This window comes from Brevundimonas sp. ZS04 (assembly GCF_001956865.1).
Classification (GTDB): Bacteria; Pseudomonadota; Alphaproteobacteria; order Caulobacterales; family Caulobacteraceae; genus Brevundimonas; species Brevundimonas diminuta.
The window spans coordinates 368,871-388,325 of the sequence record NZ_MTHE01000001.1; the positions used below are offsets into that span (position 1 = coordinate 368,871).

Annotated in this window: 21 protein-coding genes; 8 read left to right on the plus strand and 13 right to left on the minus strand. The window is 66.6% G+C overall.

What is annotated here, in order from left to right; all coding sequences use genetic code 11:
• Positions 1–73 precede the first annotated feature (73 nt).
• The 4 genes from gltX to BJP32_RS01765 all read right to left on the minus strand — a co-directional run bounded on the left by gltX (position 74) and on the right by BJP32_RS01765 (position 3,148).
• On the minus strand, positions 74–1,408 hold the full coding sequence (gene gltX / locus BJP32_RS01750) for a glutamate--tRNA ligase (protein ID WP_076222799.1): 1,335 nt from the start codon (positions 1,406–1,408) through the stop codon (positions 74–76).
• 191 nt (positions 1,409–1,599) lie between these two features.
• Positions 1,600–1,968, minus strand: a complete 369-nt coding sequence (locus tag BJP32_RS01755) for a DUF4377 domain-containing protein (RefSeq protein WP_040345582.1) — start codon at positions 1,966–1,968, stop codon at positions 1,600–1,602.
• Positions 1,969–2,098: 130 nt separating this feature from the next.
• Positions 2,099–2,533 carry an RNA polymerase-binding protein DksA gene (gene dksA / locus BJP32_RS01760; protein WP_076222624.1) on the minus strand — a complete coding sequence of 145 codons (435 nt, stop codon included), beginning with the start codon at positions 2,531–2,533 and terminating at the stop codon, positions 2,099–2,101.
• Positions 2,534–2,719: 186 nt separating this feature from the next.
• Complete coding sequence (locus BJP32_RS01765) at positions 2,720–3,148, minus strand: flagellar assembly protein FliX (protein WP_046654076.1); 429 nt, start codon at positions 3,146–3,148, stop codon at positions 2,720–2,722.
• A gap of 184 nt (positions 3,149–3,332) precedes the next feature.
• Here BJP32_RS01765 and BJP32_RS01770 point away from each other — a divergent pair, with 184 nt between their 5' ends.
• From BJP32_RS01770 to BJP32_RS01785, 4 genes are read left to right on the plus strand one after another with little or no spacing between them, the layout of a single operon-like run.
• Entirely contained in the window at positions 3,333–4,451 is a 1,119-nt protein-coding gene (locus tag BJP32_RS01770) for a flagellar basal body P-ring protein FlgI (RefSeq protein ID WP_046654078.1), read from the plus strand.
• The gene (locus BJP32_RS01775; RefSeq protein WP_046654079.1) at positions 4,451–4,759 is read left to right on the plus strand and encodes a rod-binding protein; all 309 of its coding nucleotides are present in this window, start codon (positions 4,451–4,453) and stop codon (positions 4,757–4,759) included. The genes BJP32_RS01770 and BJP32_RS01775 overlap by 1 nt, the downstream gene beginning before the upstream one ends.
• Complete coding sequence (locus tag BJP32_RS01780) at positions 4,756–5,196, plus strand: hypothetical protein (protein ID WP_046654081.1); 441 nt, start codon at positions 4,756–4,758, stop codon at positions 5,194–5,196. The genes BJP32_RS01775 and BJP32_RS01780 overlap by 4 nt, the downstream gene beginning before the upstream one ends.
• Positions 5,197–5,243: 47 nt before the next feature.
• Positions 5,244–6,845 (plus strand): EAL domain-containing protein, encoded by a 1,602-nt coding sequence (locus BJP32_RS01785; RefSeq protein ID WP_076222625.1) that lies wholly within the window; start codon positions 5,244–5,246, stop codon positions 6,843–6,845.
• On the opposite strand, the gene BJP32_RS01790 is transcribed toward BJP32_RS01785, so the two are convergent.
• Positions 6,818–8,419 (minus strand): ABC-F family ATP-binding cassette domain-containing protein, encoded by a 1,602-nt coding sequence (locus tag BJP32_RS01790; RefSeq protein WP_076222627.1) that lies wholly within the window; start codon positions 8,417–8,419, stop codon positions 6,818–6,820. The two genes, BJP32_RS01785 and BJP32_RS01790, sit on opposite strands and share 28 nt — an antisense overlap.
• Positions 8,385–8,522, minus strand: a complete 138-nt coding sequence (locus tag BJP32_RS17285; RefSeq protein WP_158043286.1) for a hypothetical protein — start codon at positions 8,520–8,522, stop codon at positions 8,385–8,387. The genes BJP32_RS01790 and BJP32_RS17285 overlap by 35 nt, the downstream gene beginning before the upstream one ends.
• 163 nt (positions 8,523–8,685) lie before the next feature.
• Between BJP32_RS17285 and BJP32_RS01795 the strand changes: the two genes are divergently transcribed.
• Together BJP32_RS01795 and uvrA are read left to right on the plus strand one after the other, a co-directional pair.
• Positions 8,686–9,213, plus strand: a complete 528-nt coding sequence (locus BJP32_RS01795) for a group III truncated hemoglobin (RefSeq protein ID WP_198935245.1) — start codon at positions 8,686–8,688, stop codon at positions 9,211–9,213.
• Positions 9,214–9,308: 95 nt separating this feature from the next.
• Complete coding sequence (gene uvrA, locus BJP32_RS01800; protein WP_076222628.1) at positions 9,309–12,248, plus strand: excinuclease ABC subunit UvrA; 2,940 nt, start codon at positions 9,309–9,311, stop codon at positions 12,246–12,248.
• 65 nt (positions 12,249–12,313) lie between these two features.
• Here the strand turns inward: uvrA and BJP32_RS01805 are convergent, their stop codons facing one another.
• Positions 12,314–13,204 carry a hypothetical protein gene (locus BJP32_RS01805; RefSeq protein ID WP_076222630.1) on the minus strand — a complete coding sequence of 297 codons (891 nt, stop codon included), beginning with the start codon at positions 13,202–13,204 and terminating at the stop codon, positions 12,314–12,316.
• Positions 13,205–13,224: 20 nt separating this feature from the next.
• Positions 13,225–14,163, minus strand: a complete 939-nt coding sequence (locus tag BJP32_RS01810) for a hypothetical protein (RefSeq protein WP_046654087.1) — start codon at positions 14,161–14,163, stop codon at positions 13,225–13,227.
• 112 nt (positions 14,164–14,275) lie between these two features.
• On the opposite strand from BJP32_RS01810, the gene trmFO reads away from it, so the two are divergent.
• Positions 14,276–15,682, plus strand: coding sequence for a methylenetetrahydrofolate--tRNA-(uracil(54)-C(5))-methyltransferase (FADH(2)-oxidizing) TrmFO (gene trmFO, locus BJP32_RS01815; protein WP_046654088.1), 1,407 nt, complete (start codon positions 14,276–14,278; stop codon positions 15,680–15,682).
• Here the strand turns inward: trmFO and BJP32_RS01820 are convergent, their stop codons facing one another.
• Both BJP32_RS01820 and BJP32_RS01825 read right to left on the minus strand, forming a co-directional pair.
• The gene (locus BJP32_RS01820; RefSeq protein ID WP_046654090.1) at positions 15,683–15,967 is read right to left on the minus strand and encodes a hypothetical protein; all 285 of its coding nucleotides are present in this window, start codon (positions 15,965–15,967) and stop codon (positions 15,683–15,685) included.
• Positions 15,968–16,069: 102 nt separating this feature from the next.
• Positions 16,070–17,275: an MFS transporter gene (locus BJP32_RS01825; RefSeq protein ID WP_052748088.1), complete on the minus strand. Its 1,206-nt coding sequence runs from the start codon at positions 17,273–17,275 to the stop codon at positions 16,070–16,072.
• Between the two features lie 64 nt (positions 17,276–17,339).
• Between BJP32_RS01825 and BJP32_RS01830 the strand changes: the two genes are divergently transcribed.
• Entirely contained in the window at positions 17,340–17,831 is a 492-nt protein-coding gene (locus BJP32_RS01830; protein ID WP_046654092.1) for a MarR family winged helix-turn-helix transcriptional regulator, read from the plus strand.
• Here BJP32_RS01830 and BJP32_RS01835 read toward each other — a convergent pair.
• The 3 genes from BJP32_RS01835 to BJP32_RS01845 form a co-directional block, all read right to left on the minus strand.
• Positions 17,828–18,361, minus strand: coding sequence for a rhodanese family protein (locus tag BJP32_RS01835; RefSeq protein WP_046654094.1), 534 nt, complete (start codon positions 18,359–18,361; stop codon positions 17,828–17,830). The two genes, BJP32_RS01830 and BJP32_RS01835, sit on opposite strands and share 4 nt — an antisense overlap.
• 28 nt (positions 18,362–18,389) lie before the next feature.
• Positions 18,390–18,707, minus strand: coding sequence for a helix-turn-helix transcriptional regulator (locus BJP32_RS01840; RefSeq protein WP_046654339.1), 318 nt, complete (start codon positions 18,705–18,707; stop codon positions 18,390–18,392).
• 65 nt (positions 18,708–18,772) lie between these two features.
• Positions 18,773–19,399: a squalene/phytoene synthase family protein gene (locus tag BJP32_RS01845; RefSeq protein WP_046654341.1), complete on the minus strand. Its 627-nt coding sequence runs from the start codon at positions 19,397–19,399 to the stop codon at positions 18,773–18,775.
• Between the last annotated feature and the right edge of the window lie 56 nt (positions 19,400–19,455).

Consider the following 19,455-nt stretch of genomic DNA (forward strand, 5'->3'; position numbering starts at 1 on the left):
CAGCTTCAACCCTGAACGAAAAAGGCCGCCTTCACGACGCAGGCGGCCTTTCTTGTATCCGTTGGACGGACCGTCAGGCGGTTTCGCCCTTCAGGCGCTGGATCATGCGTTCGCGCCCGATCAGCGGGATCATGGCCGCCATGTCCGGTCCGTGCGCCTGGCCCGTCAGGATCAGACGGAGCGGCATGAACAGGCCCTTGCCCTTGGCGCCGGTCTTGTCCTTCACAGCCGAGGTCCAGGCCGACCAGGCGTCGGCGTCAATGGTTTCGGGCAGCAGTTCCAGAGCCGCGGCGGCGAAGGCGGCGTCCTCGATCACCGGCGTCACCGGCCCCGTGACGATCTTCGCCATCTCAACAACATCGCCGAACTTGCTGAGGTTGCCCTTCACCGTGTTCCAGAAGGTCTCGCCCAGATCGACGCCCAGGGTTTCCAGGCGCGGCTGGGCGGCGGCGTAGTCGATCCCGTGCACCGCCTGGGCGTTCAGGCGATCCAGATCGGCCGTGTCATAGCGGGCGGGCGAACGGCCCATCTTGGAGAAGGCGAAGGCCTCGCCCAGTTCCTGCAGCGAAGCGGCGACCTCCAGATTGTCCGAGGTGCCGATCTTGCCCAGGTGGCTGGTGATGGCGATCGGCTCATAGCCATCGGCGCGCATGTCCATGATGGCCAGCGAGCCCAGACGCTTGGACAGGGCCGTGCCGTCAGCGCCGACCAGCAGCGGCATGTGAGCGAATCCGGGAACCCTGGCCCCCAGCGCCTCGAAGATCTCGATCTGGGCGCCGGTGTTGGTGACGTGGTCCTCGCCCCGGATGATGTGGGTGATCTCCATGTCGATGTCGTCGACGACCGACGGCAGCGTATAGAGGAACAGGCCGTCCTCGCGGATAAGCACCGGGTCGGACATGGAGGCGGTGTCCACCTCGGCGTGACCACGCGCCAGGTCTTCCCAGGCGACGCGCTTGCCTTCCAGCTTGAAGCGCCAGTGCGGACGGCGGCCCTCGGCCTCCAGCGCGGCCTTTTCAGCATCTGTCAGCGACAAGGCGGCGCGGTCATAGATGGGCGGCAGGCCGCGCGACAGCTGCACCTTGCGGCGGCGGTCCAGCTCATCGGCTGTTTCGTAGCAAGGATAGAGGCGGCCATCGGCCTTTAGGCGGGCGGCGGCCTCTTCATAGCGATCGAACCGCTTGGACTGGTTGTAGCGTTCGTCCCAGGTCAGGCCGAGCCACTTCAGGTCGATCTCGATGTTGTCTTCCGACTCCTGGGTCGAACGGACCAGGTCGGTATCGTCGATGCGCAGCACGAAGGCGCCGCCCTGCCCCTTGGCGAACAGCCAGTTCACCAGAGCCGTGCGGACATTGCCGACGTGCAGCTTACCCGTGGGAGACGGAGCGAAACGAACCTTGACGGACATGAGGATCCTGCGAGCCTGAAAGCGAAGGCGGCCGGGCGGCCCGCCGCGAACCATGATGATCCGGGCAGAGCGTCCAGTCTCTGAAAACGTCGAAAAGGCGTCGCACCTGTGCAGGCGCGACGCCGTTCCGATAAGGGTCTAGGTCGATCACGGCCCCCTCGAAGTCAAGAGAGGCGCGTGCGGAAACCTGATCAGGACTGAGCGGGCTTCTGGTCTAGGATTTCGATCAGCGACCAGCGGATCGAAGACGCGTCGGCCGGGGGATTGGCGACCGGCGTACCGCGAACGCGCAGGCGGTATTCTACGCCCGGCTTATGCTCGAAGCCTTCGTAGCCGAAATAGTGCAGCTCCCAGGGCGCGCTCTCGGTCTCACGCACCTGCAGGCAGGTCGTCCGCGCCACGCCCGCCGTGCATGGGCGCACTTCAGAGGCCACGTAGACAACCTTCTCTACGACGCCGCCCTGGCCCGCAGGACGCGTGGGGTCGACAGCAGATGTCTGGGCGCAGGCCCCAAGCGCCAACAAAGCGACAGCCGAAAGAGAGGCGAACGTACGGGTCATGAAACATCCTTGCATAGATTAAGAGCAACGACGGCAGATCAACGCCGTCGCAGCGCCTATCGCAGCGCAAAATGGCTCAAGCTTGGAGCAAACCCGAACTTTTCGTCATTTGACGAAAGTTTGCATCGCTTCAGTCGTCGCGGTGGACCCGCTCACGACGTTCATGCCGCTCCTGAGCCTCAACTGATAAGGTCGCCGTCGGGCGAGCCTCCAGACGACCCAGCCCGATCGGCTCGCCGGTATCCTCACAGTAGCCGTAGGTGCCGTCCTCGATCCGGCGCAGCGCATCATCGATCTTGGAGATCAGCTTGCGTTGCCGGTCGCGAGTCCGAAGCTCCAGCGCGCGATCGGATTCCGATGAGGCCCGATCCACCAAGTCAGGATGGTTCTCGGTCTCGGCTTTCAGATTGGTGACAGTGCCCTTCGACTCGCGAAGAATGTCGTCTTTCCAGGACAAAAGCTTATTCTTGAAATAGGCGACCTGCCGTTCGTTCATGAACGGTTCGTCGTCGGTCGGCCGATAAACAGCCGTATCCCCGGACACTACAGAGGCCAATGCGGTCATCGCACTCACACTCGTTCTCTATCGCGCCCCCCTGCGGCGCATGGGCCGTATAGGCAAGCGCAAGAGTCGCGGCAATGGCGTTCGCGAGTCCGTGATATGGCTAAGCTGCGCTTCCGTAGGGGCAGTGTGGCGAATTATCCTCACAAAGCCCCGGAAATCGGGGGTTCAGCCGAAGTTTCAACGCCTTCAGGAGCGCGATCGACTCATTTCCGCTTTCGCCAATTCTACCGAAGCGCGCAGATCGATCTGATCCAGCACAGCCTTCAGGCCCGGCTCACCCTCTTCATCGCGCTCTTCGCGCAGGTCGCGGGCCAAACGCCCAAGGGCCGTCGCCCCGTCCTGACCGCCCAACAGCGCCAGCTTCAGTTCGTCCAGTCGATCCAGCAGGCCCGAGCCCCGGCGAATGGCGCGGCGGCGGCGCTCCGTCGGGTCTTCCACGCCCTGCAACGCCATCAGAGCAGCAGCGCTCGCGACGCCTGACGCGGATGAGGTCGCGCCGGCCTGAGCCGCCGAGACCGCGCCTCCGGTCGTCGGCAGGGCGAAACCGCCCGCGCCACGCGCAGCGGGTCGCGCAGCCGGCGTCGAAGCGGCGCCCAAGGGTCCGGTGACCTTCATGCAAGACGTCTCCTTCTACGTTTCGCACCCTGCACTCAGGGGCTGAAGTCTTGGTTAACAGCTCGGCAAAACCTGCCGTCAGGCGCCGGGTCGAAAATCGACCAATGTTGAATTCACTCGCATTTTTCTCCGGCACGATCCTCGCATGGTTAATGATGAACGCTCACGCAGGGACGTCTGTCGTATGCAGAAGTTGCTTACCGCCCTTATCGGCCCGGCCATCGCGGCCCTGGTTCTCGCCGCCCAGCCGGGCGTGGCCGAGGCCCAGTCGCGCATCAAGGACATCGTCTCCATCGAGGGCGTCCGCTCGAACCAGCTGGTCGGCTACGGCTTGGTGGTCGGATTGAACGGCACCGGCGACAGCGTCCGCAACTCGCCCTTCACCCGCCAGTCGCTGGAAGGGATGATGGAGCGCCAGGGCGTCAACATCCGCGGCGCCAACCTGAACACCAAGAACGTGGCCGCCGTCATGGTCACGGCCGAGCTGCCGCCCTTCGCCACGCCCGGCTCACGGCTGGATGTCAGCGTTTCGGCTATGGGCGACGCCAAGAGCCTGCTGGGCGGCACGCTGCTGGTCACGGCTCTGCAGGGCGCTGACGGTGAAATCTACGCCGTGTCTCAAGGCTCGGTGCAGACGGGCGCCGTTTCTGCCTCGGGCGGCTCCGGCTCCTCGATCACCCGCGGCGTTCCCACGGCGGGCCGCATCGCCTCGGGCGGCGTGGTCGAGCGCGAGACCGGCTTCGACCTCGGCTCCATGCCGGTGGTGCGCCTGAACCTGCGCAATCCGGACTTCACCACGGCCCAGCGCATCGCCGCCGCCATCAACCAGACCTACCCCCAGAGCGCCTTCGCCGAAAACGGCACCGTGGTCGCCATCCGCGCGCCCCAGAACTTCGGCATGGCCGGCTTCCTCAGCCGGGTCGAGAACCTGCCGGTCCAGATCGATTCCCCGGCCAAGGTCATTATCGACGAGGTCAACGGCGTCATCGTCATGGGCGAGGCCGTCCGCATCTCGACCGTCGCCGTGGCCCAGGGCAATCTGACCGTCTCGGTGCAGGAGACGCCCTTGGTCAGCCAGCCCGAGCCCTTCAGCCGCGGCGGCCAGACGGTGGTCGTGCCCCAGTCTGACATCAGCATTTCCGAAGAGACCGGCCGTCAGATGCGGATCGTGGGCGGCTCGACCTCCTTGTCCACCCTGGTCAACGGCCTGAACGCCCTGGGCGTCAGCCCGCGCGACATGATCAGCATCCTGCAGGCCATCAAGGCCGCCGGCGCCCTGCAGGCCGAAATCGAGGTGATCTGATGAGCCCCCTCGCCGTCTCCCCCGATCTTCTGCGCGCCAATGCCCCCGCCAGTCCGGCCCCGTCGGAGAACCAGAAGGCCATGCGCCGCACGGCCGAAGCCTTCGAGGCCAGCTTCCTGTCGCAGATGATGAAGCCCATGTTCGAGGGCCTGAGCACCGAGGCGCCCTTCGGCGGCGGCGCGGGCGAAGCCGCCTGGCGCGGCTTTCTGGTCGACGCCATGGCCCAGCAGACGGTGAAGGCCGGCGGCGTCGGCCTGGCCGACAGCGTTCTGGCCCAGATGATCAAGATGCAGGAGCAAGGCGCATGACCGCCGACGTCGAAACCGCCGCCCTACGCGTGCAGCATCTGACGCGCCTGACCCGCGATCTGACCGAGCGACTGTCGTTGGAAATGGAAGCGCTGCGCGCCCACCGCGCTCAGGATCTGAATGAGGGCATGACCCAGACGCAGGAGATGGCCAACCTCTATCGTCGCGAGTCGGCGCAGGTGAAAGCCAATCCCGCCGCCATCGCCATCGCCCCCGAGGCTGACCGCCGCGCCCTGATCGAGGCGACCGAGGCCTTTGAAACGGTGCTGGCTGAACACGCCGTCACCGTGGAAGCGGCGCGCCAGGTTTCCGAAGGTCTGGTCCGCACCATCGCGGCCGAGGTGGCGGGCGCCCGCGCGCAGGGCGTGGGCTACGGCGCTTCGGGCCAGGCCATGCAGGGCGACGGGCGGGCCGTAGCCTTGAATCGCACCGCCTGACCCCAGCCGTCGCTATTCCTTAACAGCCTGCGTCTTATGGCTTCGGCATGAACCTGACCCCGCGCCTCCTGGGCCTGGCCTTCGCCGCTGCCGACGCCCTGATCGAAGTCGATCAGCACGGCGTAGTGCGCTTCGCCCTGGGTTCAGGCGCCGTCGCGGGCCAGCAGACGGCCGCCTGGGTCGGCCATCCCCTCAGCGATCGCCTGTCGATCAACAGCGCAGCCGTTCTTCAGAACCTGCTGGCAGAGCTTCGTCCCGGCCAGCGCAGCCCGGCTGCCGAAGTCCTGGTCGACTGCGGCGACGGCCGCATGCGTCGGGCCACCCTGCGCGCCTTCGCCCTGCCTGACATCGCCCCGGCGCAATCCTGCGCCCTGTCCTATGAAGGCGAGCCCTTCGTCGTCGAGGACGCGCCCCTGCCCGCCGGCGCCCTGACCAGAGACGCCGAGGGTTTCCTCAACCATGCCCGCGCCAGTTTGGCCGGCGGCGAGGCCGGCGCCCTGCAGCGGTTGGCGCTGGCCTTCATCGACGTGAACGGCCTGCAGGGCGTCGATCCCGCCACGCTGGAACGCGTCCACAGCCGCATCGGCGCCTCTCTGAACGCCGCCTCGCACGACGGCGCCAGCGCGGGTCAGCTGACGTCTGACCGCTACGCCCTGATCCGCAGCCTGGACGATACGCGCGACCTTGCGGCGGAAATGCAGAAGGCCGGTCAGGCCGAGGGTCTGGCCCTGTCCGCCGTCGCGACGCAGAGCGCTCTAGGCAGCGACGCGGCCTCGGCCCTGCGCGCCATGCGGTTCGCCATCGAGGGTTGCCTGAAGGACGGCGGGCTGGATCAGCCCGAATTGTCCTTCGCCGATTCCCTGCAACGCACGCTGAAGGACGCCGACCGTTTCCGCAGCATCGTGCGCGACCGCGAGTTCGCCCTCTACTACCAGCCCATCGTCGACCTGAAGACGCGGGCCGTGCACCATTTCGAAGCCCTGGCCCGCTTCGGCAAGGGATCAGGCCCCGCCGCCGCCATCCGCATGGCCGAGGAGTTGGCCCTGATCGAAGGCTTCGACCTGGCCGTGGCGGAGAAGGCGGTGCGCCGCCTGCGCGAGCCGGGCGGCGGCCTGCTGAAGATCGCCGTCAACGTCTCGGGTGCGTCCCTGGCGAACGACGCCTATGTCGCCGCCCTGTTGAAGATGACCGCCTCGGCGCCCGACGACCGACGTCGCCTGATGGTCGAGGTGACGGAGACCGCCGCCCTAGCCGACCTGGCCGCCGCCGACCGGCGCCTGGGCGCCCTGCGCAACGCCGGGATCAAGGTCTGCATCGACGATTTCGGCGCAGGTTCGGCCTCCTTCGACTATCTGCGCGGCCTGTCGGTGGATGCGGTGAAGATCGACGGCGCCCTGGTGCGCGATATCGACATCGACGCCCGCACCCGCACCCTGGTCGCCCATCTGGTCGAGCTGTGCGGCTCGCTGGAGCTGGAGACCATCGCCGAGATGATCGAGACGGATCAGGTCGCCGACGCCCTGCACGATCTGGGCGTCACCCATGGCCAGGGCTGGCTGTTCGGCCGGGCAGAGGCCGAGCCGCGCACCACGCTGAACACCCCGGCGATCCGCGGCCGCCGTCAGGGCGTGATCGAGGGCTGGAGTTGACCGTTCTTCAGCACGATCGTCCGTTTGACGCCCAGATTCTCCAGAAAATCAGCGTCGTGGCTGACCACGACCAAGGCGCCGTCATAGCCTGACAGGGCGGCCTCGACCGCCTCGACGGAATCGATATCCAGGTGGTTGGTGGGTTCGTCCAGCACCAGCAGCTGCGGCGGCTCCGCGCCCGTCATGATACAGGCCAGCGCCGCGCGCAGACGCTCTCCGCCCGACAGTTCGCCCACACGTCGGTCCGCCTGCACATTGCGGAACAGAAAGCGCGCCAGAGCCGCCCGCGCGGCGTTCGGCGAGCCCTGCGGGTTCAACCTCAGCCAGGCGTCCACCAGGGTTTCGTCGGACTTCAGCATGGCCGCCTGTTGATCCAGCAGAGCCGCGCGGACCGGCCGCTCGACCGTCCCCGACGAAGGCTCTGACAAGCCGGCGATCAGTTTCAGGAGCGTCGTCTTGCCCGCCCCGTTGGGCCCGATCACAGCGACACGCTCAGGCCCGGTCAGACGCAGCGAAAGCGGCCCCAGCAAGCGGCGTCCGTCATTGGTCGTCGCGACCGCATCACTCAGGTTCAGCACCGTGCGCCCGCCAGGCAGGCCCGTCGACGGCATGGCCAGGGCCATCTGGCGCACGCGTTCGACACGCTCGCGCGCCTCGGCCAATTCCGCCTCGACCGCCTGACGCTTGCGCTCGGCCAGGCGCTGGCCGCGCGCGCCGCTCTCCTCGGCCCGCTGGGCCTGAGCGTCGAGCAATATCTTCGGATCAGAGCTGTTGGCGCGCGCCGATTTGCCCGCGCGGTCGCGCCGAGCCTGACGCTCCTGCGCCGCCTGATTTTCGCGCTGCACGCGGCCGATGGCGCGCTCGGCCTGCTCCAGATCGCGTTCGGCGGCGGCCCGTTCGGCGTCGCGGCGCTCGACATACAGATCCCACCCGCCGCCATGCACCCGCGCGCCCAGACTGGACAATTCCACGATGCGGTCCACGCGGCGCAGAAGGGCGCGGTCGTGGCTGACCAACACCACCCCGCCCGGCCATCCGGCCACGACATCGGCGATCATGGCGCGGGCCTCGGCGTCCAGATGGTTGGTCGGTTCGTCCAGCACCAGCAGGTCCGGCGCGGCCAGCTTCAGGCCCGCCAGCCGCAGCCGCGTCTGTTCGCCGCCGCTCAAGTCCGCCGTGCGGCGATCCAGCCCCAGATCGGCCAGACCGACCTCAGCCAGAGCCGCCTGCATCCGCTCTTCCAGCGTCCAGTCCGCCTCGGCCATGTCATCCAGCGAGCCATCCCCCGCCAGCACGCGATGCAGGACGGCCAGAAGCTCGGCCACGCCCAGCGTATCCGCCACAGTCTCGTCATCAGCCGGAGTCTGGGCCTGCGCCAGCCAGCCGACCGTTCCAGCGCGCGCGACCGCGCCCTCGGCAGGCTCAGCCAGACCGGCGACAAGGCGCAGCAGCGTGGTCTTGCCCACGCCGTTGCGGCCCACGACGGCCGTGCGTTCGCGCCCGAAGGCGAGCGTCAGATTGTCGAAAAGGCCTCTACCGTCAGGTGCGCGGGCCGCGACGCTGTTGAGCGTCACGAGCGCGGATGCGGATCGGTTTGGGCTTGGGTTGAGCGAGGACATAGGCGAACACGAGCAGCGGCACGGAAAGGGCGAAACCGATTTCCAGGGTGCTGATCATGATCGTCGCGCCTCCTCACTGATGCGTTGGCTGAGTGAAAGATGGGGACGGACGTTTCGTAACGCAACCCCCAATTTGCGGCGCAGCTTTCGCAATGCAGCGACGGGACGCCTTGGACAATCGGCGTCATGGCCTTCGCGACGCCGCTTCCTATCTTGCTGATATGAGCACGCCCGACCGCCCCGTCGCCTTCCGCATCGACCGTCCCGCGCCGGACCGGGCCCAAGCCGCCGCCCGTCGCGAAGCCGCCGTCGCCCGCATCCGCGCCGAAACAGGCATCGACGAGACCATGATCGACGCCTTGGTCGAAGGCTTCTACGCCAAGGTGCGCGAGGATGATTTCATCGGCCCGATCTTCGCCGCCCGCATCGACGACTGGGGTCCGCATCTGGAGCAGATGAAGCTGTTCTGGTCGTCCGTCGCCCTGTCGACCGGCGTCTATCAGGGGCGGCCCATGCCCAAACACCTGCCCCTGCCGATCGACGCGCGTCATTTCGATCACTGGCTAGGCTTGTTCGAGGCGACCGCCCGCGAACTATGCCCGCCCGTCGCCGCCGAACATTTCATCGTCCGCGCCCGCCGCATCGCCGAAAGCCTTGAGCTGGGCGTCGCCAACGCCCACGGCGCCCTGGTCGGCCCCGGCGAACGCTATCGCCGTCCAGAAACGCCGTGGGCGCCTGAAGCAGACTAAAGTTCTCATATTGTTCTTGCTGTTTCCGGCGAATTGATCCCCATATAGCGTCGTCGCCCCGGACCGTTCCGGGGCCTTCCGCGTTCCCGGATTCCATGACCGAAAAGCACAACTTCATCCGCGTTCGCGGCGCCCGCGAGCACAACCTCAAGGGCGTCGATCTCGACATTCCGCGCGAGCAGCTGGTGGTCATGACCGGCCTGTCCGGGTCGGGCAAATCCTCGCTGGCGTTCGACACCATCTACGCCGAGGGCCAGCGCCGCTATGTCGAGAGCCTGTCGGCCTACGCGCGCCAGTTCCTGGAGCTGATGGGCAAGCCGGACGTAGACCTGATCGAGGGCCTGTCCCCGGCCATCTCCATCGAGCAGAAGACCACGTCCAAGAACCCGCGCTCGACCGTCGGCACCGTCACCGAGATTCACGACTACATGCGCCTGCTGTGGGCGCGCGTGGGCGTGCCCTATTCGCCCGCCACCGGCTTGCCGATTGAAAGCCAGACCGTCAGCCAGATGGTCGACAAGCTGACCGCCCTGCCCGACGGCGAGCGTATCCTGCTACTGGCGCCGGTCGTTCGCGGCCGCAAGGGCGAGTACAAGAAGGAAATGGCCGAGTGGCAGCGTCAGGGCTTCCAGCGGCTGAAGATCGACGGCGAATTCTACGCCATCGAGGACGCTCCCGCGCTCGACAAAAAGTTCAAGCACGACATCGATATCGTCGTCGATCGCATTGTAACCAAAGAAAGTCTTGAAGGCCGCTACGCCGACAGCATCCAGACCGCACTCGGTCTGGCTGAGGGCATAGCCACGGCGGAATGGGCTAGCGCGCCTGAAGGCGAAGAGCCGCGCCGGATCGTCTTTTCCGAGAAGTTCGCCTGCCCCGTCTCAGGCTTCACCATCAGCGAGATCGAGCCCAGGCTGTTCTCGTTCAACAACCCCTTCGGCGCCTGTCCGACCTGTGACGGCCTGGGGGTCAAGCTGGCCTTCGACGCCGACCTGGTGATCCCCGACCGCGACAAGACCCTGCACAAGGGCGCGGTGGCGCCGTGGGCGCGCGGCCCGTCGCCCCTCTATACCCAGACGCTGCAGTCGCTGGCGCTGCACTACGGGTTCTCGATGGACAAGACGTGGCGCGACCTGCCGGAAAAGGCGCAATCCGTCATCCTGCGCGGCTCGGGCGGCGAGAAGATCAAGTTCGTCTATGACGACAACGCCCGCAAATACGAGGTCTCCAAGCCGTTCGAGGGCGTGCTGCCGAACCTGGAGCGCCGCTGGCGCGAGACCGACAGCGCCTGGGTGCGCGAGGAACTGGGCCGCTATCAGTCCGAAACCCCGTGCGAGGTCTGCGGCGGCAAGCGCCTGAAACCCGAGGCTCTGGCGGTCAAGGTCGGGGGCGAGGACATCGCCGACATCTCCAACCTGTCCATCTCCAAGGCCTTCCTGTGGTTCTCAACCCTGGAAGACGGCCTGACCGAGAAGCAGATCGAGATCGCCCGACGCATCCTGAAGGAGATCACCGACCGGCTACGTTTCCTGAACAACGTCGGGCTGGACTATCTGAACCTGTCGCGTTCGTCCGGCACCCTGTCGGGCGGCGAGAGCCAGCGCATCCGTCTGGCGTCTCAGATCGGCTCGGGCCTGACCGGCGTCCTCTATGTGTTGGACGAACCGTCCATCGGCCTGCACCAGCGCGACAACACCCGTCTGCTGGACAGCCTGAAGGGGCTGCGCGACCTCGGCAACTCGGTGCTGGTGGTCGAACACGACGAAGAGGCGATCCTGACGGCCGACTACGTCATCGACATGGGCCCGGCCGCCGGCGTCCACGGCGGCACAGTCTGCGCCGAAGGCACGCCCGCACAGGTCATGGCCAACCCCAACTCCCTGACCGGCCAGTACCTGACCGGCGCGCGAGAGATCGAGCTGCCGCCCGAAGGCCGCCGCCCGATCGATCGCAAGCGGATGCTGAAAGTCTCGGGCGCCACGGGCAACAACCTCAAGAAGGTCACGGGCGAGATCCCGGTCGGCGTCTTCACCTGCATCACCGGCGTCTCTGGCGGCGGGAAGTCGACCTTCACCATCGAGACGCTCTACAAGGCCGCCGCACGGCGTCTGAACAATGCGTCCGACGCCCCCGCCCCTTTCGACCGGATCGAGGGGCTGGAGCATTTCGACAAGGTCATCGACATCGACCAGTCGCCGATCGGCCGCACCCCGCGCTCGAACCCCGCCACCTACACCGGCGCCTTCGGCCCGATCCGCGACTGGTATGCGGGCCTGCCCGAGGCCAAGGCGCGCGGCTACGGTCCCGGCCGCTTTAGTTTCAACGTCAAGGGCGGCCGCTGCGAGGCCTGTCAGGGCGACGGCGTCATCAAGATCGAGATGCACTTCCTGCCCGACGTCTACGTCACCTGCGACGTCTGCAAGGGCAAGCGCTACAACCGAGAAACGCTAGAAATCGTCTTCAAGGGCAAGAGCATATCCGACGTTCTGGACATGACGGTTGAAGAGGCGGCGCGCTTCTTCACCGCCGTGCCCTCGATCCGCGACAAGATGCTGACGCTGGAGCGCGTGGGTCTGGGCTACGTCAAGGTCGGCCAGCCTGCCACCACCCTGTCCGGCGGCGAGGCCCAGCGGGTCAAGCTGTCGAAGGAGCTGTCGAAGCGGGCGACCGGCAAGACGCTCTACATCCTCGACGAGCCGACGACCGGCCTGCACTTCGAGGACACGCGCAAGCTGCTGGAGGTGCTGCAGGAACTGGTCGAGAACGGCAACACTATCGTCGTGATCGAGCACAACCTCGACGTCATCAAGGTGGCCGACCACCTGCTGGACTTCGGCCCCGAAGGCGGCGACGGCGGAGGAGAGATCGTCGCCGTCGGCACGCCGGAACAGGTCGCGGCGAACCCTGCCAGTTGGACCGGCCGCTACCTCAAGGAGGTGCTGGACCGGCACGAGGAACGCCGCAAGGGCCGCATCGCCGCCCTGACCGCCGAACCCGCGCCCGCCAAGCGCGCCAAAGCCCGCAAGAGCGCCTGACCCAAAAAGAACGCCGCGCCCCTATCGGAGCGCGGCGTTTTCATTTCCGGCGATGCCGTCTCGGATCAGACGCGCGGCACGCCCTTGATGCCCAGATAGGCGGCCGAGAACGGCGCATAGATGATGGCCGCCTGAGCCGCCGACAGCAGGGCGTTGACCACGCCCCACACCAGCAGGGCCGGCCAGAACTTCACGAGCAGCGTGGCGATATTGGTCGTCTCCGCCCCCGCCAGACTCTCCAGACCGCCGAAGATCAGATTCAGCGGCGCGATGACGATGGAGCCCAACAGTCCCACCAGCATCGACATAACGCCCGCCAGCACCGCCATGCCCAGCAGCGGCCAGAAGCGGCCCTTGGTCATGGCCCAGCTTTCCTTGATGGCGATCTTCTGCTCCGCAAAGGTCATCGGCGCGACCAGGCTGAGGCGCACGGCCAGCCAGACGGCGACCGCCGCACCCCCGAGCCCCACCAGCACCGCCGGCAGGATCAGGAAGGGCGTGCCCATGCTGGCCGCCAGCCCCACGAAGACGCTCACCAGCGCCGTTCCCCCCATCACGACGCCGAACATCAGCAGCGCCACGACCAGGGTGGCCCCCAGGATACGCAACTCATCGCGGCCCAGGCGCAGATAGCCGAACCACTTTTCCTCAGGTCGGATGACGGAACGCGCCACCGCCGCCGTCAGCACGGCGCTGAACAGAAGCGACAGCGGCAGGGCCAGCCCCATCATGGCGCCATAGGCCTGCCCCAGGCTGGTCAGGTCGCTCATCGACGGTTCGGCGCTCTGTTCGATCTGCTCGGCCAGGTTGATGATGTTGATCAGGCTGCCGCCCGCCACCGCGAAGAAGACCGCGAAGAAGACAATATAGGCCGCGGCCCAAGCCAGAAGGGCCATCGGCGCCCGACGGGCCAGACGGAAGCCCTCAAAGGCGGATTCGGTGGCGTTGAAACTCATGCTGGCTCCTCGATTCTCGCTCAGCTTAACGCAGCTGCGCCGGTTTCGTCCTGTTTCTGCGTCGCCAGCATCTGCCGACAGGCCGACACGCCGGGCGCGATCCAGATAGCGACGATGATTCCGTAGTAGATCGCGATCATCACAAAGGCCGCAACGCCCACAGCCACGGCCACGCCGAGGTTGAAGTCAGGAACCCCGCCCTGTGCGCTCTCGACCCATCCCGCCAACTGGGGCCAGAAGGGAATGCTGACGCCCAGCGCGATCAAGCCGGCTACGACCAGAAACAGCACATGGATTACCAGGGTGATGGCGATGGTCGCCGCGAACAGGCCCAGCAGAACGCCGACTCGTCCCTTCGTCATCTTCCACCCCGACACGAAGGCAAAGTCCTGCGAAGCGATGCTCAGCGGCATGATCATGGATGTCCGAAGAGCCGCCCAGACAATGCCCACGATCCCCGCCAGTCCCACCGCCACGCCCATGGTCACGGCCGCCGTTTCAGACACCATCCAGAAGGCCGCCCCAAAGGCGAAAGCCAGCAGAACAACGACCAGCATCACGCCATAGCAGCCCGCCATGACGGCCAGGCCGGCCACGGCCACCCTCGCCTCATCCATGCCGACGCGAAGATCGAAGAAGCGACCCGGCGCGCGATCGGGCCACAACACGGCGCGGCAAATGGCGGCGATGATCAGCACATAGCCGACCAGTTGCACCACATTGATCAGCATGGACCAGGCCTGCATCCGCATCATGGCTGCGAGCGCCTGCGGGCTGGGGTCCGCATCCTCGGCCATCGCTTCGGGACCGATGGTCATGAACAGGTCGATCATGACGATGGCGGACAGCAACAGAGGCAGGGCCAGGATGACGCCCCAGGCCAATACGCTGCCCGGCCGACGCCGGATCAGACGGAAACCATCCGCCAGCGCTTCATCGATCTGGAATCCATGGGTCATGAACAGCCTCCGCCGTTTTCTATACGGGGGAAGGCGCCGCTGCGACACCCCGCGCTGCTTCAGCTTCCACAGCCTGCATGACAGGACCACGGCGGACGGCTATTAGGCCGCCATGTCGAATGCGCCCACCACTCCCCGCCCCGCTCCCGTGCACGTCATCGGCGGAGGTCTCGCCGGATCCGAAGCGGCCTGGCAGATCGCCCAGGCGGGCGTGCCTGTCATTCTGCACGAAATGCGCCGGGACGAGCCGGAGCAGGTGCGGACCGACGCCCACCACACCACGGGCCTGGCCGAGCTGGTCTGCTCCAACTCCTTCCGGTCGGACGATTGGGAGTACAACGCCGTCGGCCTGTTGCATGCCGAGATGCGGGCGCTGGACAGCCTGATCATGGCGTCCGGCGACGCCAATCAGGTGCCCGCGGGCGGCGCCCTGGCGGTCGACCGCATCGGCTTTTCGGATGCTGTCACGGCCAAGCTGAAAACCCATCCCCTCGTGACCATCGTGCGTGAAGAGATCGCGGGCATTCCGCCGGAAGACTGGGACAACGTCATCGTCGCCACCGGCCCGCTGACCTCGCCCGCCCTGGCCGACGCCATCCTGAAGGCGACGGGCGAAGAAAGCCTCAGCTTCTTCGACGCCATCGCGCCGATCCTGCACGCCGACAGCATCGACTTCGACGTCGCCTGGCGCCAGTCGCGCTATGACAAGGAAGGCCCCGGCGGCGACAAGGCGGCCTACGTCAACTGCCCGATGGACAAGGCCCAGTACGAAGCCTTCATCGACGCCCTGCTGGACGGCCCCAAGGCCGACTTCAAGGAGTGGGAAAACGTCCCCTATTTTGACGGCTGCCTGCCGATCGAGGTCATGGCCGAGCGCGGCCGCGAGACCCTGCGCCACGGCCCGATGAAGCCGGTCGGCCTGACCAATCAGCACAACCCGACGGTCAAGCCCTACGCCATCGTCCAACTGCGTCAGGACAATGCGCTGGGCACCCTGTTCAACATGGTCGGCTTCCAGACCAAGCTGAAGTACGGCGCCCAGACCGACGTCTTCCGCATGATCCCTGGTCTGGAGAACGCCCAGTTCGCGCGTCTGGGGGGCCTGCACCGCAACACCTTCCTGAACAGCCCTAAGCTGCTGGACAAGCAGATGCGGCTGAAGGCCATTCCGCGCCTGCGCTTCGCCGGCCAGGTGACCGGGGTCGAGGGCTATGTCGAGAGCGCGGCCATGGGCCTGCTGACCGGCCGTCTGGCCGCCGCCCAGGCGCTGGGCCGCGATCTGACGCCGCCGCCGCCGGAAACCGCCATGGGCGCCCTGGTCGAACACATCACCGGCGGGCATCTGGAAGGCTCCAAATTCCAGCCGATGAACATCAACTACGGCCTGCTTCCGCCGCTGGAGGCGCCCAAGGTCGATGAGGACGGCAAGCGCATCCATCCCAAGGAGCGCGGTCGCGCCAAGAAGCGCCTGCAGAGCATCCGCGCGCTGAACGCCCTGAAAGCCTGGCGGACGCTGTGATCAGCTAAGTAACGTGATGAACGCGGAGATGATCGCCAGCAGCAGAGGCGGGCTGGCGATCATCATGGCGGTGCGATAACGCCCGATGGCGAACGCCGCCCACCCGATCAGCGGGCAGGTCAGGAGCGATCCGTAGAAAATTATGAAGCCAAGGGCCTCTCTGCGGCCCGCCCCGAAGTCGCTCACCGCGAAAAGGATAGCCAGCGACGCCACCCATGTTCCAAAAAGCCCGAAAAGAGACGCAATAGTCAGAACCAAGAGAGCCGGTCCGCGCCACTCACTCATGGGATCTCGCGTCATTCCAGCTCACGTTCGAGATCGACCGATCTACAACCCATGTCATCTTCCGCCTTCTGTGCACACACCGCAAGCTAGCTTGGCGCCGGCTCAGCGAAGCTTGGGCAGACCCAGCCGAAACTGCAACGTCATCACGCCCAGCACCACCACACCGACCCCCATCAGAACCCAAGCCCCCGTTAGATCGGCCATGTGATCGCGCAACAGGCCCGCGACCAGGGGCGACAAGCTGGCGATGATGTAGCCGCCGCCCTGGACGAAAGCCAGAAGGTCGCCTGAGCGCACCGGATCGTCAATCTGGTCCATGGCCAGGATCAGGGTCAGTGGAAACACCGCCCCGATACCCAACCCCAGCAGCAGCATGATCGGAACCGCCAGGCTGACCGGCGTCAGCACCAGTCCGGCCAGCCCAACCAGCGCCAGAGCCACCGCCGTCAGCATCGGTCCGCGCCGGTCGGGAAAACGCGCGATGAACAGGGACACCAGCACGCCCGCCAACACCTCAGCGCCCGTCATGCCGCTGAGCAGAAAGCCCGCCGTCGCGCGCGTCTGCCCCATGTCGACGTAGTAGGGCGGCAACCAAGCCAGCACGAGCGTATAGGCCGAGGTGCCCAGCCCCAGGATCGGGACCAACGCCCAGGCCCTGGGCTGCTTCCAGAACGGAAGCTCGGGGTGGGTTCCTTCGGCTATGGCCGCGCGGTTCGGTTCTTCAGCCGCCGGGGCGCGCGAGGCGACGATCCAGACGACCGCCGCCAAAAAGGCCGGGACCGCCCACAACGCTAGGGCTCCAGCCCAGCCGACCGCCTCGGCCAGTCCCGCCGCCGTCGCCGCCGCCACGGCGGCGCCGCCCATGATGCCAGTCGTATAGACGCCCATGACCGTGCCGAAACGCGTCGGAAAGGCCCGTTTGACGACCACGGGCGCCAGGGCCTGAATCAGGGCCACCCCGACGCCGACCGCCACGGCGCTGGCGATCAGACCAGCTGTCCCGTCAAAGGCCGCACGCGCCAGACAGGCCAAGCCGATCAGGACGGCGCCCAGCAGGACGCCCTTGCGCTCGCCCAGCCGTCGCCGCAGCGGACGGATCGACAAGGCGCCGACGCCGATCATCGCCACCGGCAAGGTGGTCAGCAAACTGGCCGTGGTCGAACCCATGCCGGTCGCCGCTTCGATTAGATCCAGCAGAGGCCCGACCGCCGCCATCGCCGGGCGCAGGTTCAGCGCCAGGGCGAAGATGGCCGCGATCAACAGCAGACTCGCGCCGCGCGAAGGTTGCGGGGCGTTCGACTGATCCATCCGAGGTGACTCCGGCTGCGGAAGACGATAATGTCTCGCCATCAAGTATCTTGATGTCAAGACAATGACCGATCGCGCTTCCCGCGCCGCCGCCCAATGGGCGGTCGCGCGCCCCGACCTCGACCTGCTGGCCATGGAGACGCTGGGGCGTCTGCACGAGGCCTCCATTCTGGTGACGCGTGAGCGGCAGGCGCCGCTCTACGCTCGCCACGGGCTTCAGCATGGCGAATTCGATGTTCTGGCCACCCTGCGGCGCGCGCCCTCGCCGGACGGCCTGACGCCGACGGCGCTTTATGAGGCGACGATGATGTCGTCGGGCGGCATGACGGCGCGGCTGGACCGGCTGCAGAAGTCAGGCCTGATCGAGCGCACGCCCCACCCCAGCGACCGCCGCGCCTCTCTGGTCAGGCTGACGGCCAAGGGGTTCGACCTGATCGACACGCTGATGCCGCTGCACATGGCCGAAAGCCAGGCCATGCTGGCCGACCTGTCGCGAGACGAGCAGGCCGCGTTGAGCGCCCTGCTCGCCCGGTTGATCGGCGCGCTGGAGCCTTAGGCTCGCTTCATCCGGCGGTTCCAGGGCATCACCGCCAGCAAGCGCGCCATGCCGCAGAAGCCGGTCGCGCCCGCCACGAACAGGCCCGCGCCGACGAAGGCGCTGATCCCCCAGAAACCGGGGTGGACCATAACGCCCAGCGCCCCGCCCAACAGGATCAGGCCGCCCGCCGCCATCTGCACCTGACGCATCAGCTCCAGCGGCTGCTTGCGGTCGGCGACGACTGGCAGGCCCGCCTTCTTCCATCCATCCAGGCCGCCTGCCAGCACGTGGGCCGGACCATCGATCCGAGCGGCCAGCCGGTCGCAGTTCCCGGCCGTGCGGTTGCCGCTGCGGCACATGAAGATCACGTCGCCGCCGGGCTTGAGGCCCAGATCGGCGCTCTCAAAAGCCGACAGGGGCGCGGCGACGGCGCCGGCAATATGTTCGCGCGCGTGCTCGTCCGGCTCACGAACATCGATCAGAACGGCCTGACCGGCCTTCAGACGGGCGGCGACATCAGCGGGCGTCAGAGAGATCAGCTTATTCATCGTTTTTTCCTTAGGAGGGAGGCGGCGCTCAACGCGCCTCGGGCGGGCAGAAAATCTCGGCCAACACCCCGATCACCTTCAGGGCGGCGGGATCGGCTATGCGGTAGAAGACGGCGGTGCCGCTCTTGCGCGCGCTGACCAGACCATCTTCGCGCAGACGCGCCAGATGCTGCGACAGAGCCGATTGCGACAGACCGACCTGTAGATCGGACACCTGGCGTTCGCCCTCGCCGATCTGGCACAGGATCATCAGCCGATGTTCGTTTGACAGGGCCTTCAGCAGGCGGGACGCATCGCCCGCGCTGGCTTGAAAGCGCTCCAGTCCCATACGTTCGAGATCAACCATGGCGCCGATATATGCCATGCATCTAAATTAGCAATAGCTAATATATTGAGATCTAGCGCAATGCGTCAGACACGCCCGCGCAAGACGGCCCAGAACAGGCGCAATCGCTTGAAGGGTTCGGGTTCATCCGCGCGCACCAACGCTGCGGCGGCCACGGCAGGGAAAGCCGCGGCGGGCAACGCCCTGAGCATTTGGTTGGCCTCAGCACGCGCGGCTTGGGCCTCATCCGTTCGTCCGGTCTGGGCCAGGCCCCGCAGTCGTCCGGCGACAGTTGCCGACGCCTCATGCCCCTCGCCTGCCAGAATACGCACCGCTGCCTGCATGGGACCGACATAGAAGGCGTCTAGATCATGTGGTTCGCCATGCACGCGGCCGATATGCGCCTCGATCAGAGCGTCGAACGGCGCCCGCTCCAGGCCATGACGCGTCACCGCCGCCGTCAGGGCCTCCAGCACCGGATGGCCTACGCGGGGCGTGTCGGTGAAGACGCCCTCCATCTGCTCGCCCCACCAAGCGTAGCGCATCTCGGCCAGCAGCGGCTGGGTCACGCGCGTCGGAATGGCCAACAGTTCCGCCTCGAAGGCGTAGAGGGCGATCAGATCGGCGCGCGCCTGTTCATCCGCGACGAAGCGGCTGGCCAGCCAGCGGTCGAAGTCGGCGGCGCGAACCTGAGCATCAAGATCAACAGTCATGGCGACAGGCCCTTCGACCATTGACGCGCCCGCATCAAGCCCCAGAACGCACACGG

What these genes read in the sequence shown, in the direction of transcription:
- gltX (WP_076222799.1), bottom strand. Translation starts at nt 1,408, where the DNA reads ATGTCCGTCAAGGTTCGTTTCGCTCCGTCTCCCACGGGTAAGCTGCAC.
- BJP32_RS01755 (WP_040345582.1), bottom strand. Translation starts at nt 1,968, where the DNA reads ATGACCCGTACGTTCGCCTCTCTTTCGGCTGTCGCTTTGTTGGCGCTT.
- dksA (WP_076222624.1), bottom strand. Translation starts at nt 2,533, where the DNA reads ATGACCGCATTGGCCTCTGTAGTGTCCGGGGATACGGCTGTTTATCGG.
- BJP32_RS01765 (WP_046654076.1), bottom strand. Translation starts at nt 3,148, where the DNA reads ATGAAGGTCACCGGACCCTTGGGCGCCGCTTCGACGCCGGCTGCGCGA.
- BJP32_RS01770 (WP_046654078.1), top strand. Translation starts at nt 3,333, where the DNA reads ATGCAGAAGTTGCTTACCGCCCTTATCGGCCCGGCCATCGCGGCCCTG.
- BJP32_RS01775 (WP_046654079.1), top strand. Translation starts at nt 4,451, where the DNA reads ATGAGCCCCCTCGCCGTCTCCCCCGATCTTCTGCGCGCCAATGCCCCC.
- BJP32_RS01780 (WP_046654081.1), top strand. Translation starts at nt 4,756, where the DNA reads ATGACCGCCGACGTCGAAACCGCCGCCCTACGCGTGCAGCATCTGACG.
- BJP32_RS01785 (WP_076222625.1), top strand. Translation starts at nt 5,244, where the DNA reads ATGAACCTGACCCCGCGCCTCCTGGGCCTGGCCTTCGCCGCTGCCGAC.
- BJP32_RS17285 (WP_158043286.1), bottom strand. Translation starts at nt 8,522, where the DNA reads ATGATCAGCACCCTGGAAATCGGTTTCGCCCTTTCCGTGCCGCTGCTC.
- BJP32_RS01795 (WP_198935245.1), top strand. Translation starts at nt 8,686, where the DNA reads ATGAGCACGCCCGACCGCCCCGTCGCCTTCCGCATCGACCGTCCCGCG.
- uvrA (WP_076222628.1), top strand. Translation starts at nt 9,309, where the DNA reads ATGACCGAAAAGCACAACTTCATCCGCGTTCGCGGCGCCCGCGAGCAC.
- BJP32_RS01805 (WP_076222630.1), bottom strand. Translation starts at nt 13,204, where the DNA reads ATGAGTTTCAACGCCACCGAATCCGCCTTTGAGGGCTTCCGTCTGGCC.
- BJP32_RS01810 (WP_046654087.1), bottom strand. Translation starts at nt 14,163, where the DNA reads ATGACCCATGGATTCCAGATCGATGAAGCGCTGGCGGATGGTTTCCGT.
- trmFO (WP_046654088.1), top strand. Translation starts at nt 14,276, where the DNA reads ATGTCGAATGCGCCCACCACTCCCCGCCCCGCTCCCGTGCACGTCATC.
- BJP32_RS01820 (WP_046654090.1), bottom strand. Translation starts at nt 15,967, where the DNA reads ATGAGTGAGTGGCGCGGACCGGCTCTCTTGGTTCTGACTATTGCGTCT.
- BJP32_RS01825 (WP_052748088.1), bottom strand. Translation starts at nt 17,275, where the DNA reads ATGGATCAGTCGAACGCCCCGCAACCTTCGCGCGGCGCGAGTCTGCTG.
- BJP32_RS01830 (WP_046654092.1), top strand. Translation starts at nt 17,340, where the DNA reads ATGACCGATCGCGCTTCCCGCGCCGCCGCCCAATGGGCGGTCGCGCGC.
- BJP32_RS01835 (WP_046654094.1), bottom strand. Translation starts at nt 18,361, where the DNA reads ATGAATAAGCTGATCTCTCTGACGCCCGCTGATGTCGCCGCCCGTCTG.
- BJP32_RS01840 (WP_046654339.1), bottom strand. Translation starts at nt 18,707, where the DNA reads ATGGTTGATCTCGAACGTATGGGACTGGAGCGCTTTCAAGCCAGCGCG.
- BJP32_RS01845 (WP_046654341.1), bottom strand. Translation starts at nt 19,399, where the DNA reads ATGACTGTTGATCTTGATGCTCAGGTTCGCGCCGCCGACTTCGACCGC.